The sequence below is a fragment of the Halobacillus halophilus DSM 2266 genome, from assembly GCF_000284515.1.
In the GTDB taxonomy this organism is placed as follows: Bacteria; Bacillota; Bacilli; order Bacillales; family Halobacillaceae; genus Halobacillus; species Halobacillus halophilus.
In genome coordinates this window covers 3,750,580-3,767,433 of record NC_017668.1, presented here as the reverse complement: position 1 = coordinate 3,767,433, position 16,854 = coordinate 3,750,580, and the positions used below count along the sequence as shown (strand labels likewise).

At 40.5% G+C, this 16,854-nt stretch carries 16 protein-coding genes; 11 read left to right on the top strand and 5 right to left on the bottom strand.

Going from position 1 to position 16,854, the window contains the following annotated elements:
- Positions 1 to 33: 33 nt before the first annotated feature.
- The 3 genes from cysK to HBHAL_RS18485 form a co-directional block, all read right to left on the bottom strand.
- Complete coding sequence (gene cysK, locus HBHAL_RS18495) at positions 34 to 963, bottom strand: cysteine synthase A (protein ID WP_014645044.1); 930 nt, start codon at positions 961 to 963, stop codon at positions 34 to 36.
- Between the two features lie 123 nt (positions 964 to 1,086).
- Entirely contained in the window at positions 1,087 to 1,719 is a 633-nt protein-coding gene (locus tag HBHAL_RS18490) for a YpmS family protein (RefSeq protein ID WP_014645043.1), read from the bottom strand.
- Between the two features lie 17 nt (positions 1,720 to 1,736).
- On the bottom strand, positions 1,737 to 2,675 hold the full coding sequence (locus HBHAL_RS18485; RefSeq protein ID WP_014645042.1) for an SGNH/GDSL hydrolase family protein: 939 nt from the start codon (positions 2,673 to 2,675) through the stop codon (positions 1,737 to 1,739).
- A gap of 175 nt (positions 2,676 to 2,850) precedes the next feature.
- On the opposite strand from HBHAL_RS18485, the gene HBHAL_RS18480 reads away from it, so the two are divergent.
- Entirely contained in the window at positions 2,851 to 5,127 is a 2,277-nt protein-coding gene (locus HBHAL_RS18480; RefSeq protein WP_014645041.1) for an ATP-dependent DNA helicase, read from the top strand.
- 97 nt (positions 5,128 to 5,224) lie between these two features.
- Here HBHAL_RS18480 and HBHAL_RS18475 read toward each other — a convergent pair whose 3' ends face one another.
- On the bottom strand, positions 5,225 to 6,685 hold the full coding sequence (locus HBHAL_RS18475; protein ID WP_014645040.1) for an Eco57I restriction-modification methylase domain-containing protein: 1,461 nt from the start codon (positions 6,683 to 6,685) through the stop codon (positions 5,225 to 5,227).
- Positions 6,686 to 6,945: 260 nt separating this feature from the next.
- Here HBHAL_RS18475 and HBHAL_RS18470 point away from each other — a divergent pair, with 260 nt between their 5' ends.
- Positions 6,946 to 7,533: a biotin transporter BioY gene (locus HBHAL_RS18470; RefSeq protein ID WP_014645039.1), complete on the top strand. Its 588-nt coding sequence runs from the start codon at positions 6,946 to 6,948 to the stop codon at positions 7,531 to 7,533.
- Between the two features lie 100 nt (positions 7,534 to 7,633).
- Positions 7,634 to 8,683, top strand: a complete 1,050-nt coding sequence (locus HBHAL_RS18465; protein WP_014645038.1) for a PQQ-dependent sugar dehydrogenase — start codon at positions 7,634 to 7,636, stop codon at positions 8,681 to 8,683.
- Positions 8,684 to 8,783: 100 nt separating this feature from the next.
- On the opposite strand, the gene HBHAL_RS18460 is transcribed toward HBHAL_RS18465, so the two are convergent.
- On the bottom strand, positions 8,784 to 9,182 hold the full coding sequence (locus tag HBHAL_RS18460) for a hypothetical protein (protein ID WP_041601456.1): 399 nt from the start codon (positions 9,180 to 9,182) through the stop codon (positions 8,784 to 8,786).
- Positions 9,183 to 9,363: 181 nt separating this feature from the next.
- On the opposite strand from HBHAL_RS18460, the gene HBHAL_RS18455 reads away from it, so the two are divergent.
- The 8 genes from HBHAL_RS18455 to HBHAL_RS18420 all read left to right on the top strand — a co-directional run bounded on the left by HBHAL_RS18455 (position 9,364) and on the right by HBHAL_RS18420 (position 16,716).
- Positions 9,364 to 10,464, top strand: coding sequence for a M24 family metallopeptidase (locus HBHAL_RS18455; protein WP_014645036.1), 1,101 nt, complete (start codon positions 9,364 to 9,366; stop codon positions 10,462 to 10,464).
- A 168-nt stretch (positions 10,465 to 10,632) separates the two neighbouring features.
- Complete coding sequence (locus HBHAL_RS18450) at positions 10,633 to 10,983, top strand: lmo0954 family membrane protein (RefSeq protein ID WP_014645035.1); 351 nt, start codon at positions 10,633 to 10,635, stop codon at positions 10,981 to 10,983.
- Between the two features lie 21 nt (positions 10,984 to 11,004).
- Entirely contained in the window at positions 11,005 to 11,646 is a 642-nt protein-coding gene (locus HBHAL_RS18445) for a PspA/IM30 family protein (RefSeq protein WP_014645034.1), read from the top strand.
- Positions 11,647 to 11,722: 76 nt separating this feature from the next.
- Entirely contained in the window at positions 11,723 to 12,442 is a 720-nt protein-coding gene (gene liaF, locus HBHAL_RS18440; protein ID WP_041601455.1) for a cell wall-active antibiotics response protein LiaF, read from the top strand.
- Positions 12,439 to 13,479 carry a sensor histidine kinase gene (locus HBHAL_RS18435; protein WP_014645032.1) on the top strand — a complete coding sequence of 347 codons (1,041 nt, stop codon included), beginning with the start codon at positions 12,439 to 12,441 and terminating at the stop codon, positions 13,477 to 13,479. Before liaF ends, HBHAL_RS18435 begins: the two co-directional genes overlap by 4 nt.
- The gene (locus tag HBHAL_RS18430) at positions 13,476 to 14,108 is read left to right on the top strand and encodes a response regulator transcription factor (protein ID WP_014645031.1); all 633 of its coding nucleotides are present in this window, start codon (positions 13,476 to 13,478) and stop codon (positions 14,106 to 14,108) included. Before HBHAL_RS18435 ends, HBHAL_RS18430 begins: the two co-directional genes overlap by 4 nt.
- A 296-nt stretch (positions 14,109 to 14,404) precedes the next feature.
- Positions 14,405 to 15,106 (top strand): ribose 5-phosphate isomerase A, encoded by a 702-nt coding sequence (gene rpiA / locus HBHAL_RS18425; RefSeq protein WP_014645029.1) that lies wholly within the window; start codon positions 14,405 to 14,407, stop codon positions 15,104 to 15,106.
- An 83-nt stretch (positions 15,107 to 15,189) separates the two neighbouring features.
- On the top strand, positions 15,190 to 16,716 hold the full coding sequence (locus HBHAL_RS18420) for an RQC-minor-2 family DNA-binding protein (RefSeq protein ID WP_014645028.1): 1,527 nt from the start codon (positions 15,190 to 15,192) through the stop codon (positions 16,714 to 16,716).
- Positions 16,717 to 16,854: the final 138 nt, after the last annotated feature.

Here is a 16,854-nt window from a genome sequence, read left to right as displayed (position 1 = left end):
GTTCGACCTCTACCAAGGACGAACTCTTTTTCATTAGTATCGGAATAAGTCGCCGGACAGGTACCTCTCCCCAGTGTCAGGAGCAATGCAGACCACGATTTCTCCGGGCTGTTTTTTTGAGGCTACCTGCATGGCGGCCCAACAGGCAGCACCGCAGGATGTACCTAATAGAAGACCTTCTTCTCGTGCTAACCTTCTCGTAATATCGTACGCATCTTCATCTGTTACTTGGAAGATTTCATCATAGATTTCCTGGTTTAAAATGCTTGGAATGAAGCCTGGGCTAGTGCCAACCAGCTTGTGTTTTCCCGGCTTTCCACCGGAAAGAACAGGAGAGCCGGATGGCTCGGCAACATGTATCGTCATATCTTCAAATCGCTTCTTAAGTTCTTCGCCTGTACCTGTAATCGTTCCTCCCGTGCCGGCAGTTGAAACGAACGCACTTAGCGGTTTTCCTAACTCATCCATTGCCTCAATAATTTCAGAAGCTGTTGTGTGACGGTGGGCATCCGGATTAGCCATATTTTCAAATTGCATGGGCATAAAACTATTATCGATTTCTTCTACAAGTTCCTTCGCTTTTTTAATAGCCCCAGGCATTTTTTCATCACCTGGAGTTAAAACGATCTCTGCTCCATAAGCTTTCAGAAGGTTGATCCGTTCCTGAGTCATCGTATCAGGCATGACAAGAATAGCACGGTAACCTTTAGCAGCAGCATTCATGGCAATACCTATTCCCGTGTTTCCGCTAGTAGGCTCGACAAGTGTAGAACCTTCTTTTAGCAGTCCGTCCTGTTCAGCCTGAGCCATCATATTGTAGGCAGCACGATCTTTAACGCTTCCGCTCGGGTTGTACTTTTCAAGTTTCATATAAATGTCTGCTCCGTCTTTTGGAGCTAACCGATTTAATTTAACAAGAGGAGTATCTCCAATCAAATCAGCAATATTATTTACCACACGCATACGGTCACTTCCTTTTTATACAAGGGTTTGTACTTCATTTTATCATGTTCTTCTATAACCTTCATCTCTCGAGGACTCCCGAGAAAAGTAGAAATAACCCCTCTAGTGATATGCGAGCGGTTATTAAAAGTTTTTCTGTACCATCTTCTGAGCAAACTGGAACGAATCCTGCGGGACGGATATTTTAAAGGCTAACTGATTTGAGTTTAAGTTAAAGCGATCAACCCGGATATTAAAGTTACTGGCTGTGTCCATTTGAGTGACAGCTACATAAATATTTTCTTCATTAGGATTTACCATTACCCATTCGGGAAGTTTATAGTTATCCTTCACGAAACCTAAGACTTTTTTATTCGGCAAGGGAAGCTGCCCCAGTGATATACGCTCCTGCTCAAGAACAAGGTCTCCGTTTTCCTGGACGATCGGATTTAATTCCACTTTAATGGGGATGACCTGCTCAAATGCTTTAATGTTACCTGTGAGCGTTACATTTCTATCCAGGGTAATGGAATAATCAAATACGGTCTGTGTTGATAATTCTTTTAAATATTCATTAGCCAGCTGTTCCATGTTTTCCTTGGTCGATACGATTGTAAATTCTGCATCTGAACTTTGCTTTTCTTTATCTACGTTGACGAGCGTATAGGTGCTCGGTAAAAAAACAAGGGAGAGCACCACTAATAAGACTATAATATTTAAAAGTGCTAATAGCCAAAAAGAAGTGCGCCACCTATTATTTAGGAAAAATCGTTTCATATGAACATTCCACCTGTTTATTGTTCGATATCCGGTCTTATATATTCTAACACGCGCTCTGCAATTCTTTTATAACCTTTTTCATTTGGATGGAAGTAGTCTTCTTTCCACAGAAGCTCCTCTTCAGCTCCCAGAAAGATATCTTTAATAGGGATGAATTCGGCTTGTTCATAGTTTGAAATCACTTCTTTACTTACACGGTTCCAGTCACTCATAATCTGTCCCAGTTCCGGAATATTATTAAAATAATATTCAAAAGGATTATAGAGACCCACCAAATAAATGGGAACATCCGGGTTAAGGTTTTCCACTCTTTGAAATATCTCGTTTAAGCGTTCCTTATAACCTTTTTGAGCTTCTTGGAATTGCTCGTAATTCAAACTGGAAAAATTATTTTTCACCACTTTCATAACATCGTTGGCTCCGATTGTAATGATCACTACATCCGCCTCACGCAATGATTGGGAGATTTCTTCCGTTTCCATCCGTTCTAAAAGCTGATCAGTACGGTTGCCGCGGACCCCATAATTAGCTATGTCAAGTGTTTCTAGTGGCTGGTTACTATTAATTGTGTCTTCTATTATGCCCACATAACCGTCATTATCAGTAGAATCACCAACCCCTTGAGTCAGTGAATCACCTATGGCTACAATATCAAGGTTCTGCCGGACGAAGAGTCCGCGGGCACTTTCAATGACACTGGTAAATACCTCACGAAGTTCACCGCTTAGAGTTTCTTCAGCTTCATCCACCCCGTTTTCGCTATCCGATTCATTTATATCACTTTCTTTTTCATCATTTGATTGATGTTCCTTTTCTATCCCCTCTGGTTCGGTTTGCGGGGGAGGGGACTGCTCGCTCTCTTGATTATCTGGCGTATATATAAATGCTGCTATGATGAAAAAGGCGATCGTAAAGGTTAGCAAAACGGATGCTACCCATCTCCAAATTTTCAATTAAGATCACCCCGATTTTTTGTGTTCCTATCTCCTATTATATGTTGTATCCATCTAATGGGAAATTGAAAAGTTTTTCCCACAATTATATCACGAAAAGATTTACAATAGACATACGTAAGTGCTTACGTTAATTTGAGGGTAAGCAAAGGGATCTAATGAAAGGGTGCGGAAGATGGCGGAACAAGTCACAATTTCAGTACGTGAATTGGTGGCCTACGTTTACAGGGGCGGAAGCATTGACAACCGGTTTCGTTCAAGTACGGCATTAACAGAAGGTACAGCTATTCATCAGGAAGTGCAGAGCACGTATAAAGAAAATGATAAGAAAGAAACCTTTTTAGAATATTTATATCAGGAAGACGGAATGGATATCAAGATTCAAGGCCGGTGTGATGGTATATTGGAGACGAAGGATGGACCTGTAATTGATGAAATCAAGTCCACAGCAAGAGAGCTGGATGAGATCACGGAAACGACTCACCCAGTATATTGGGCTCAGGCTAAAGGTTATGCTTACATGTATGCTGAACAAGAAGGTCTTGAAGAAATTCAAGTTCAATTGACCTATGTGCAGAAGAAGTCAAAAGAAAAGAAACGGTTAAGACAAAAATTCTCATTCCAGGATCTCGAGCTTTTTCTGAAGTATACGATGAAGGAGTATTCCTCCTATGCCAGAGTCCTTCTACATATTCGAGAGCAAAAACAAAAATCGGTACCAGATCTATCTTTTCCGTTTTCAGAGTATCGTAAAGGACAGAGAAAACTTGCAGGAAGTGTCTATCGAACGATTGAAGAAAAGCGTAATTTATTTGCTCAAGCGCCAACTGGCATAGGGAAAACCATATCAACGCTCTTTCCTGCTATAAAAGCAATGGCTGTTGATCAAGTAGATCGTATTTATTATTTAACAGCTAAAACAGTTACAAGAGCTACTGCTGAAGAAGCTTTAGGTCTCATGGAAGATAAAGGGCTGTCATTGCGATCAGTCACACTGACCGCAAAAGACAAAATCTGTTTCAAGGAAGAAACGATTTGTCAGCCCGATTATTGTGAATTTGCCGATGGATATTACGATAAGATCAATGGAGCTCTTACCGATATCTTATGGAACGAAACACGTTTAACTCGCTCGGTTATTGAAGCGTATGCAAGAAAGCATAAAGTATGTCCATTTGAGTTTTCTTTAGATTTAACAAATGTGGCTGACGTTGTCATAGGGGATTATAATTATATTTTTGACCCCCGTGTTTCTTTGAAGAGGCTCCTGCCCGAATATAAGAAAAGAACCGCTCTGTTGATTGATGAAGCTCATAATCTGGTAGAACGTGCCAGGGAGATGTTTTCCGCTTCTATTCGAATGAATGATTTTGCTGTAATAGCGGATATTTGGCATGGAGCAGAGCACCCCTTAAATAAAGCTGCAAGTGCGATTTATAAAGATTTGAAGAACCTTAGTGAACAGGGAGAGAAAGATTTTGTTTTAGAAGAGATACCAGGCGAATTGGAAGAGAGTCTAGAAAGGTTTATTGAAACAGCAGAGGTTGAACTTCAAGAATCCACAGAGTATGACCAGAGCGAAGAATTACTGGAACTATATTTTTCTGTACAAAATTTCTTGAAAATTATTCCTCTTGCAGATGACCATTATCGATTTACAGCCTCCAAAAGCGGCAGGGAGTTCACTCTGAAGCTTTTCTGTATGGACCCTTCCCATGTCCTTGAGAAAACAGCCAAGTCATTTCGGTCAAGTGTGTTTTTCTCGGCAACCTTATCCCCATTTGGCTACTATAAAGACATGCTTGGCGGAAAAAAGGACGATTATATCTTGAAGCTTCCATCACCGTACGATTCTTCCCAGATCGATGTGATGGTGACACCGCTCTCTACTCGTTATAAAAACAGGGAAGAAACGGCAGAAAATCTTGCTCACTCTCTTTACCAGCAAGTCACTGAAAATCCGGGGAATCACTTGTTTTTCTTTCCTTCTTATCACTATTTGGAACTGGTGTACAATCATTTCCGAAACTACGAAGACATTACTACAATCGTACAGGAACAAGGGATGGACGAGATTAGAAGAGATGAGTTTCTTGCTCAGTTTGTCTCTGGAGGTAATTTGGCAGGATTTGCGGTTCTTGGAGGTGTCTTTTCGGAAGGCGTCGATCTAAGAGGAGATCGCTTAAATGGTGTGGCTGTAGTAGGAATTGGCCTGGCTCCAAGGAGCTTTGAAAAAGAATTAATTAAAGAGTATTTTTCTAATCGCGGAAGAAATGGCTATGATTATGCTTACGTTTATCCAGGTATGAATAAAGTACTTCAAGCCGGTGGTAGATTGATACGTTCAGAAACAGACTATGGATCGATTCAACTGATTGATGACCGCTTCCTTTCACCTAAATACCAAAGCTTGTTTCCAGAAGATTGGGGAAATTATCGAATAAAGAAATAATATGATTTCCTGGGAAATAGTTTTGGAGAATTATGTTTAGATGTTTTCGACAATAAGTACAATTAAATGGCAGGGGATCAGCACTAGTGCTGATCCCCTAAATATTTTCTAGTAAATCTTTGCAAAATCGTTTCACATGCGATTGAGTAGCTTCCGGTATGCCATAACTTTCAAAAATGGCCTGATCAACTTTACGCTGCAGTTTTTGAGTATTGAAAGAAGGGTCTTTTTTCTTTCCTTCAATAAGGGAGATAGTGCTCTCGACTACCACTTCTTTAAGCGATTCAGAAGGCTCGACGTAAGGAAGTTTTTTTAGATAACCCGCCGTAATCATATTTGTCCGGTTTAAAAACTTCCGCAACATGTATTTCACAAGCAGACTGTTGAGTAAACCAAGGAAATAAAAAAGGTCTTCCTGGTTTTTGGGAAACAAGTTTGCGTTCACGCCAAATAAACTTCCCGGCGGGAGATAGGCGGCTGAAAACTCCACTCCCATAGAAGAACACGTGATTCCTTCTTTATAATAATAGGAGGGGTTTCGAACCATGAAGTTAGAATGGACATTTTTGTATTGGGGCCAATTCTTATGAATGTAATATTTGGGTTCATAGTACCAGGCATCTTTTGAACCTCCATTTTTGTAAAAAGGCAGCCAATCTTCATAATTAATGACTTCACTTTGCTCACGAAGGAAATATTTATCGTTTCCGGTAGAAATGCCTGTAACGATTTTCACAACATCACCTAAAGGTACATAGGGAGTATGAAATAAACTAAGAATCTCAATCGGTACGTTAATCGAATAGTTGTAATTTGGATTATTTTCAAAGTGGATTTGGTTCATGTATTGTACGCTTTTATTGGGAGGGTTCGTGTATTCCTGATCTGCTAATCTGTCGATTAATCTCATAGTATGAGTATGGTTCCTATCAATGAGTAAGGAGGGTCTCTTTTTTAGAGTAAGAATACACGTTCTTACATCTGCCTTTCCTTTGTGGAATAGGCGGCGTGGTGCAAGGATAATTTCCTTAATTTCTGTGTGGTCCAGCACATATTTTCGGAAATTCTTATAATAGACATTGGAGAGAAAGGAATCTTGAACAATCATAGTCAGAATTCCTCCATCCTTTAACTTTTGAATTCCTTTATAGATGAACAAAGTATATAAATTATGTATGCCTACTTCTTGAAATTCCTCTGATAAATACTTTTTGTTTTCTAAAAGATAGGAGCTTTGTCTTTTGGATTTATAAGGCGGGTTACCAATAATGGCATCAAATTTTTCTGCGTTAGATTCTTTTAGAAAGTCTGTCTGAATAAAATGTATCTTTTCATCAGGTGGCGGGGTAAGGGGATCGATATCAAAAGCGAATAAATGATCAGCAGAAACCCCAGATTGAAGAAGGGACTTTATGAATATGCCGTCACCAGTACAGGGATCAAGAATCTTTGACTCCTGAACATCGGAAGGTAAATACTTTAAAAGGTTCTTAGTCATATAGGTAACGGTTTCTTGCGGGGTACTGTATTGCCCCATCGTTCTTTTCGGAGATAACATAAAATCACTCCAATCTTTTTGACTATACTTTACTATACGAAAAGGAAAAAGTCACCAATTAATAGTTAAATAGTATTGATATCTTACTGGAATTATAGATAATAAGTCCTCTGAAAATGGAATTAACCATAATGTATAATTGGAAAGTGTAGAGTAGAGTAACTTTCAATTCGCAATGTTAACCTAAAAAATATAATGTTGACATTACGTGTGTTCTTCCATTATCTTTAAGATAACGATAAGATACGGGAGGATTTCAGATGAAACGTTCACGCTGGTCAGCTTATGAAATAACAATAGGAGCTTTATTTGTCGCTCTTATGGCAATTGGGGCTAATATTACTTCATTCGTGCCATTTTTAATGATTTTAGGAGTGCCTTTAACTCTTCAAACTTTTTTTGCTGTTTTATCAGGACTGATTCTCGGCAGCCGTCTAGGTTTTTTCTCCATGCTTGTATATATGGTGCTAGGATTGATTGGAGCTCCGATATTTGCTGGATTTTCAGGGGGGCCCGCCGTCTTATTTAAAACGTCATTTGGATTTATACTTTCCTATATTGTTTTAGCTTTTATTGCTGGTAAATTAGTAGAGTCTTCAAGAAAAATTTCGATGTATATAACTGCAGCATTTATAGGAGTAGCCGTTAACTACATCATCGGAGTTACTTGGTTTTATGCTGCGTTAAACTTTTGGGCTCCGGGCGATCCGATTAGTTATACACTTGCGTGGACGAGTATGGGTCCTTTCTTAATCAAAGATGTTGCCATATGCATACTAGCTGCTCTATTTGCTCATCGTTTAGAAAGAACGGTGCTTCATCGTACGCAGCTTCGTCAGGCAGCCTGACTTAAAGCTGCTCCCTGTTCTGGGAGCAGCTTTTTTTGTGTGTAATCGATTCGCTCTGCTACATTAGTAGTAATCTTATAGAAAAGAGTGGTGGTCTTATATGAAGAATGCAGGAATAGTTATTATTTTGTTTTGGCTTGCTGCATGCTCATCGAATCAAGTACAGCAAGATGATGGATCTCCTGCTTCTAAAGATGAGTCTTTCCAGACGGTGGTCACTGATTTGAAGTCTCCGTGGGACATTGAATACGATCAGGAGAGATTTTATATTTCAGAGAGAGAAGGAACGATCACTTCATGGACAGAGGGAGAAGAGCCTGTACGAACTCCTGTTCAAACCCAAAAAGAAATAATACAACAGGGGGAAGGCGGCCTGCTTGGCTTTAAATTACTCCCTGGTTTCAAGGACCATCACCGTGCTGTGGCCTACCATACGTATGAAGAGGAAGGCTCAATTATGAACAGGATCATTGAAATTGAAAGGAACTCCGAGCAGTGGGAAGAGACCTCTGTCCTGCTGGAGGATATTCCAGGAGCACAATTCCATAATGGCGGCAGGATAGAAATTGGCCCTGACGATCAGATTTATGTGACTACAGGTGATTCTCTGAATGAATCTCTGGCTCAAGACCCGGAAAGTCTGGCAGGAAAAATTTTAAGGTTGAGCACTGATGGGGCTGCAGCCGAGGATAACCCCTTTGACTCCTCATATGTCTATAGCTATGGCCATCGGAACCCGCAAGGATTAACTTGGAATGAAGAAGGGGAGCTCTATGCTACAGAGCATGGTCCTGATAATCATGATGAAGTTAATCTGATCCAGCCTGGACAAAACTATGGGTGGCCGGAGATTGTTGGAGACGAAGAGAGGGATGGGATGGTTACTCCACTCTTTGAAACAGGAAGAAATACTTGGGCGCCATCAGGAGTTGTATTTTATCGAGATGAACTAATTATTGCCTCTTTACGGGGGGAAGCGGTTATGAAATTGTCTCCTTCAGAAGGGGATCCTGAAGCACTTACCGAACAATACGGCAGGATAAGAGATGTGGAAGTCGTGGAGGATAGACTTTATTTTATTACCAATAATACGGATGGAAGAGGGAGTCCTGATTCTGAAGATGACCAGCTGGTGAGATATTCTCCATAGAAAAAAGCAGGCCTGGTGCCTGCTTTAACTGTTGGGAGAACTGGCTCGCAACCCCTTATGTTTTGTTTCGGTCTTTGTTAAAAAGTAAGCGGGGGATCGTTCAATCTTCAGATATTGCTTTTCCATGAACAAACGCCATAATAGCAAAGACTGCAAAAGCAATCAGGAGAATGGTACCTCCAACAATAAAGAATACGGTGTTAAACGTGCGCATGCCTTCAATCGGCTGGGTGTAATAGAGAAACATGCCAAGAGTAAGACCCAGCACACCGACAAATGAACTCCATACATGAATAAGCGAGAGCTTGGAATCCTTCGGGATAGAAAAGACTTTATAATATATAGCAAAAGCGAAAAGGGATAACCAGCCGACCACCAGAATGTGGGCGTGAATGGCACTTAGCTCCAAGCCACCGCCTCCAGCCATATGGGACCCCATGAAAGCTCCAATTAGAGCATAGATTGCTGATACACGGACGAAAAAGCGTGTTCGATCCAATATAATGACCTCCAATGATAAATCTATCAATCTTTCGCTATTATATCGAAACCCTTGCCAAATTAAAATAATAATCAGTCTAATGTCGCAAAACCTTCAAACAATGAGACACGATTTGGATTATGAACATGATTGATATATCATAGGCATGTTAAATGAAATAGAAAGAGGAGTGGGATGTATGGAAGGTAGATTAGACAAGTTTGCAAATTATTTAAGGAATAAACAAATAGATGCTGCTTTTATTAACTCTACAGAAAACTTTTTTTACTTAACAGGGTTTCAAACCGATCCTCATGAAAGACTTCTAGGACTTGTGGTATTTCCTGATGCTGAACCGATCGCGGTGCTCCCGGGCATGGAAGAGGGGCAAATACGTGAAGCGGGATGGACATATGAAGTAATTGGATATGCGGACCACGAAGATCCATGGGATTTAATTAATCGGTCCATGAAGAAAAAAGGGATTGGCCATATACAAACGGCAGGAATTGAGAAACAGGTGTTATCTTACGGCCGGAGTGAGTCTTTTTTTGGATTATTTAATGAGCTGGAAGTTATGGACATTGAGCCTCAATTAAATGAAATGCGCGTGGTGAAAGATGCTGAAGAAATCGCTATTATGCGTGAAGCCGCTGAATTGGCGGATTATGGAGTAAAGGTTGGGGTTGAGACTTTACAGGAAGGTATTACCGAAATGGAAGTTCTCGCAGCTATTGAATATGAGTTGAAGAAAAAAGGGGTCGCTGAGATGTCTTTTTCAACTATGGTATTGTTTGGGGAGAAGTCTGGACAACCTCATGGAAACCCTGGCGACCGCAAGTTAAAAGCAGGGGACTTTGTGCTTTTCGACCTCGGAGTTGTTTGGAAAGGCTATACATCTGATATTACAAGAACGTTTGCTTATCAATCCGTTTCCGAGGAACAGGAAAAAATATATAAAAAGGTACAAGAAGCATTGGAAGCTTCCCTTTCAATTAGCAAGCCAGGCACGCGAATTGGTGATCTTGACCAGACCGCAAGAGATATTATTACGAAGGCAGGCTATGGAAAGTTATTTCCTCATCGAATTGGTCATGGATTAGGAATTAATGTACATGAGTTTCCTTCTATGAGTCACCTGAATGATGGAGTGTTACGGGAAGGAATGACCTATACCATCGAACCCGGTATTTATGATCCGGAGCTTGGCGGGGTTCGACTTGAAGATGATGTACTCGTTACAAAAGATGGATACGAAACATTAACCAAAACTTCGAGAGATTTGCAGGTTATTCAATAAAATTAGAACAGCAGGCAACATAATGCTAAAGATCAGACATACGAAGTCTGATCTTTTTTTATTTAATATAAGCCTCTGGTCTTAGAACAGAATATATCTCAGGCTCATTACGACAGTGCTTAATTCTGGATATGATAGAAATAACAAAACAACAAGGAGGGAAAATAAATGAAAAAGTTTTTGTTGTTCGTAGCAGCGCTGGTTGCTCTTGGGATTCTGCTGGCCAACTTGGGGCCGATGATTCTACTTGGTATTAGTGTCTGGCTTCTATATGTGGTGTTTAAGAAGTTTATGAAAAGTGAGACGACAGCAGGGAAAATTGGATGGGTCGTTCTCGGGTTGATTATTACAAGTGTAGCCGTCTCCAATGTGTACGCCGTGATTGGACTAGCAGCCGCCTATGTCCTTTACTTAGTTTACAAACATTGGAATAACAAGGGAGACAGTGAGACAGAGGTCTTTACATCTAATGATCCATTCACAAATTTTGAAAGGCAATGGGCCGAATTAAAAAAGTAAACTATAAGGAGAGGTTATAAAATGGGAAATTTATTTACTCGCATGAAAGATTCCATAACGGCAGATTTGCATGAGGTACTTGATCAAAAAGAACAAAAGAATCCAATTTCGATGCTTAACCACTATTTGCGCGAAAGTGAGAAAGAGACTGAAAAAGTACGTAAGCTTGTAGAACGTCAATATCGTTTGAAAGACGAGTTTGCAAGGGAATATCAAAAAGCTCAAGAGATGGCAGAAAAACGCAGGGGCCAGGCTGAAATTGCTGGGAAAGCTCAGGAAACAGAGATGTATGAGTTTGCAAAGAAAGAGCAGGAAGAGTATGAAAATCGAGCACAACGGTTAGAATCCGCACGCCAGGAGGCCATCGAGCAACTCGAGTCGCTTGAACGAAAATATGAACAGATGAAACATAAATTAAAGGACATGCACTTGAAACGAATGGAGCTTATGGGCCGTGAAAATATTGCAAGAGCTCACCACCGGATGAATCAGGTTATGGAAGATACGGCGGACAAGCCATACTCTAAATTCTCAGAAATGGAACGCTATATGGAAGACCTGGAGTACAAAGTAAATAGTTCTCATTACCGCAATACGTTTGATAGTAAAATCTCGCAGATTGAAAAAGATATGAAGGATACAGAGGAAGTTACGGCCAAATAAGAATCGTGATATGATAAAAGGCGCAGATCACTGCGTCTTTTTCATAATCTCGGGGGAGAAAAGGAGGATGACCTTTATGTTTAAACGTTTATCAACGGATGCAATCAATACTTTATTAATCATAGGGGTGATCCTCCTTGTTATTGAAGTAGTTTTTTTCAATGGGGGACTCGTATTTTCTGTTTTATTTTCCAGTCTTCTCATCTATATAGGCTGGAAAAAGTATCATGTTTTCTGGAGAAAAATCTTCTTTTGGATTGGTGTCGTAAGCTTAGTGTTAACCGTGTTGAGTATGATTGCGGTCAGATTCCTTATCTTAGCAGCCCTCCTATTGTTTATTCATAACTATTACAAATCCAAAAAAGAACCTGAACAACTGCAGCTGGAAATTATAGATACCAATGAGGAAATTCCTTACAATGAGCCATTATTGGCGCAGAAATTCTTTGCAGATCAATCCACTCCACATCAATCGTATAAATGGCAGGACGTAAATATTCATGGAGGGTTTGGGGACCGCATTATAGATTTAAGTCAAACTGTACTGCCTCATGATGAAGCTGTGATATCGATACGTCACCTGGCAGGTAACATTTTTATTTATGTGCCTTATGAAGTAGAAGTAAGTATCCAGCACAGCGCTGTCATTGGTCGTGCAGCTATTTTTCAATATAAAAAAACGAAGGTTCTGAACCAGTATGTATCCTTTCGCACCTCTGATTACGCGGTGGCAAAACCGAGGGTGAAAATCATTACGTCCATATTTTCCGGAGATCTTGAGGTGAAGCGCATATGACGATATGGCAGCGTCAAATTCTAAGCAGCTTCCTTACATTTTTCCTATTCGCGATTGTTTTATCAGGGTTTACCTTCGTTGCTTTCCCATTGGACACCTGGGCTGATCTATGGAACCGCCGAGTCATGGATTTACCTTATGGTTTGTTGATCATTACCATATCCACCATTTCAGGTTTGTTGGTTGGTATTGTACAGGGATGGACGTGGCGAAGGCGTTTCCATGCTGTTGATCATCAATTAGATGAGCTTGTAAGAGGAAATCCTGTCACCAATGAAGAATCAGATATATATGAAATGAAGGAAATTGAAAATAAAATCGCACAAATCGAAGATAAATTTGCAAAACAAGCTAAGCTAGCTCAAAGGTTATCGACAGAACGGGCTGAAGAGAGAGAAAAAAGTCTTCAGGAGGTGGTGGTTCAGGAGCGGAATCGTTTGGCTAGAGAACTGCATGATTCTGTAAGCCAGCAATTGTTTGCCGCTTCCATGATGATGTCTGCCATAAACGATGTAAATCCACCTGAGGATGGGACTGTGCGAAAACAGATGCAAATGGTAGAAAAAATGATTCATCAATCTCAGCTGGAAATGAGAGCTCTGCTGCTCCATTTGAGGCCGGCAGCATTGAACAATAAAACATTATCAGAAGGGGCAGAAGAACTTCTGTATGAGCTGACTCAAAAAGTTCCTATGGATATTGAGTGGACCGTAGAGTCACTTGAAGTAGACAAAGGCATAGAGGATCAGTTATTTCGGATTCTTCAGGAATCTGTATCAAATACGCTTAGGCATGCGAAAGCAAATACTTTAACCGTCATGTTGATCGAACGGGATGGGAATATCATTTTGAGAGTCGTAGATGATGGGATAGGTTTTGTAGTAGAAGATAAAAAAACAAGTTCCTATGGACTACAAACGATGCAGGAGCGTGCTTTCGAGGTGGGTGGAACTTTAAAGATCGTCAGTTTAAAAGAGGAAGGCACAAGGCTTGAGGTTAAAATTCCTTATCGTAAAGACGGAGGGGAGACGCAATGATAACGGTTTTGTTTGCGGATGATCATGAAATGGTCAGAATTGGAGTGTCAGCCTATTTAACAGCACAGGCAGATATTGAGGTGATCGCGGAAGCGAGTGATGGAAGCGAGGCAGTCGAATTAGCCCTGCAACATCGTCCCGACATTATCCTCATGGATCTGGTGATGAAAGAAATGGATGGAATAGAAGCGACCAGGCTTATTGTTGAGCAATGGCCCGAGGCTAAAATCATTATTGTTACCAGTTTCTTAGATGATGAAAAAGTTTACCCGGCACTGGAAGCCGGAGCGGTCAGTTATATGCTGAAAACCTCAAAGGCTGAGGAAATTGCTAAAGCAATCCGGGCTACCTATAAAGGACAGTCGATTCTTGAGCCTGAAGTGACGGGGAAAATTATGAATAAGATGAGAACTCCTCAATCCAATCACCTCTATGAGCAGCTCACGGCACGAGAAATGGAAATTCTACTGCTTATGACTGAGGGGAAAACGAATCAGGAAATTTCTGATCAGCTGTTTATAGCCCTGAAAACAGTGAAGGTTCACGTGAGTAATATTCTCGGGAAGCTTGAAGTTCACGACAGAACCCAGGCGGTGATCTATGCTTTTAAGCATGACCTCGTTAATTAAATTTGTTCTCTAAATCGTAGCCTGCGGTTTATTCAAAATAAAAGAAACAGTAGTAATAGAATAAGGTGAAAAATAATCAGCTTCACGTACACTCTTTTCAATTTTATTATCCTTTGTTACTGAAAAAACTGGAGTTTTTTAAAAACGTATGTAAATTTAAAGTAAAAGATTACATGATTTTGTAATTATTCTCTTTAATTATGCTTTAGAAGGCTACATATTTGTTACACTTTGACCAGAGTCTAATGCTTGTTTATCCATATTTTCGGGAATACCAAGTGGAAGAGGTGATATCTGTGAAATGGAAGAATCAATCAGCAGTTCAAGAGAGCTGGTCTGGAGAAATTTCAAATAAAGAACAGAAAGAAAAAGCAGCTCGCCAAGTGAGTGAGATGGTGAAGAATGGAGATGTGATCGGAGTAGGCTCCGGCTCCACTTCTTATCTGGCCCTAAAAGCAATTGCTGCCAGAGTGCAGAAGGAAGGACTTGATATATTAGCAATCCCAACATCTCATGAAGCTTCATTAAACTGTGCTACATTAGGAATTAAGACGACTGATCTAATAAACAGGCGTCCAGATTGGGGTTTTGACGGAGCGGATGAGGTTGATGCCGAGAACAGGTTAATTAAAGGGAGAGGCGGAGCTATGTTTGCAGAAAAACTAGTGATGGCGAGCTCTCCAAAAACGTACATTTTAGTAGATGGAAGTAAATTCGTTTCTAGACTGGGTGAAAAATTTGCTTTGCCGATTGAGGTGGATCCAAGAGCGCTTCACCTGGTAGAAACAAAACTTAAAGATATGATGAAGACAAAACTTAAATTGAGAATGGCTAAAGGGAAAGATGGCCCTGTTATTACTGAATCGGGAAATTTGATTTTGGATATGACATTAGAGGAGACGGTGGATAATGATCTTGAAAATCGACTTCGTTCCATTCCTGGAGTTATAGAGACAGGCTTATTTATTGGGTATCCCGTGGAAATATTAACAGTTTGAGCCCATTTTACTAATAATTGTTGGTACTCTGTAATACTTTTTCTATAATAGTAGTAAATCCTTCATTCAAAAGGGGAATCATTATGGGACTGCCAGAGACGATTATTTATCAGGATGAACGTTATCCATTCATTGTGCTTGCACCGATTGGAAAGAAAAACAAGTTTATTCGATCGGTCGGTCATAAATTTGAACGGGGGTTATTATCAAGACTGAATGATACGATTCTCGATCAAATGGAGCACATGAATATAGATGCTACCCCGATTCGTCGTTATTTGAGTATTTCAGGTGAAGCGGTTCTGCCTGTATCACTGCAAAAAGACGAAACTGTATATCCACATTTATTGCGCCCAGAGCTTTTCTTATGGAGCCCATTGTCTGAAGAACATGGACTGCCTTTAAAAGACTCCTATATTTATAAAACGGATTTCACCCAATTGTCTTCTGAAAAGTTGAATGATCATATTGCAGAGGTGCTGGAAGACTACAGATTCTTGGCAGATATAAGCGAATATCCACGCGATTACTGGCTCACAAAAATCACAATAGCTTTTCACAGCCACCCGATCGTTAAGCTTATCCATGAAAAGAGGGAAGTCATGGACGCTGTTGAAGTCATGAACCAATCAGCGCTTCTATCTGTAATCAAATACCCTGAAGATATCGCTTATTGGCGTCACCGAGTAGGGATTGTGATGCGTCCTTTCCGATCACTGCCAGAAAAGTGGCTTCAGAATTCAAACAGTAGCTGTCCACACGAAAAGCAGTTGCAATTCGATTCAGCTAACCGTACCATCTGCTGTTATTGTGAAACATGTGATTTATGTCTTTATTATCAAGTAGACGAGGACCGGGTTTATTTTGAAGAGGAATTTGATGAAGAACGTGCCCGGAAGCGCATGGTTACGATTGAGGAGCAATTCAACAGAATAGCTAAGCAGAATGAAACGCTGCTTGAACAGCTTCTCCAATTAAGAGCCTTAAAAAAGCAATTGGGAGCTGCCCGTAAAAAACTTGAAGAAAGTATGCAGCTGGTGCATCAGATCGAACTTTATCAACCGGAGGAAGCTAATCTTTCCGCCTATCCACTCTTATATATGTATGATAAGCTGAGCCGAACAAATATTCCAGAACGCACATCTTCTTCAGAACTGTGCTGGCTCTCAAGAGTCGAACTTGGTGATGTACGGATGCTGAAAGAACTTCCGGAATGGCTGCAGCTGGTACCTGAGAACGTTTACCCCATGACCAGTCATGTCCTGGAAGAGCTTAAAGGAAAATTGGAAGAGGTTCGTTATGGAGAAGACGATGTCATTATTACAATTAAAGGAAGACCGGTAACCTATGCTTACACCCAGCAAATTCTGGACTTAATCTATTACTATGGTACGGATTATCCCGCTCATATCCTTGTTCATGTGCTGGCCGGAAAGGCTACAAACAAACTCAGGACCCTTAACTTGCATGAAACCAGATGGTTTGGCTTACTTTCCGAGTGGCCAGAGAAACATATTCAGAAATTGTTTAATCAGCTTCAAAAACAAGGCTGGATTATGAAACAGCGAAAAGGATATTCAGTCAGTGATTTTGCTGAAGAGGTTATGTAAAAAGCGTTCTTGGCCGATATTACTATAGAAAAGCTGTTTTAGTGCACTGAATTCATGATAAAGACCTGCCTTGGCAGGTCTTATTTGCATCCATCGTGTATCCGCTTCCTTGTGCTATAATGCTAATATAGCCCGACA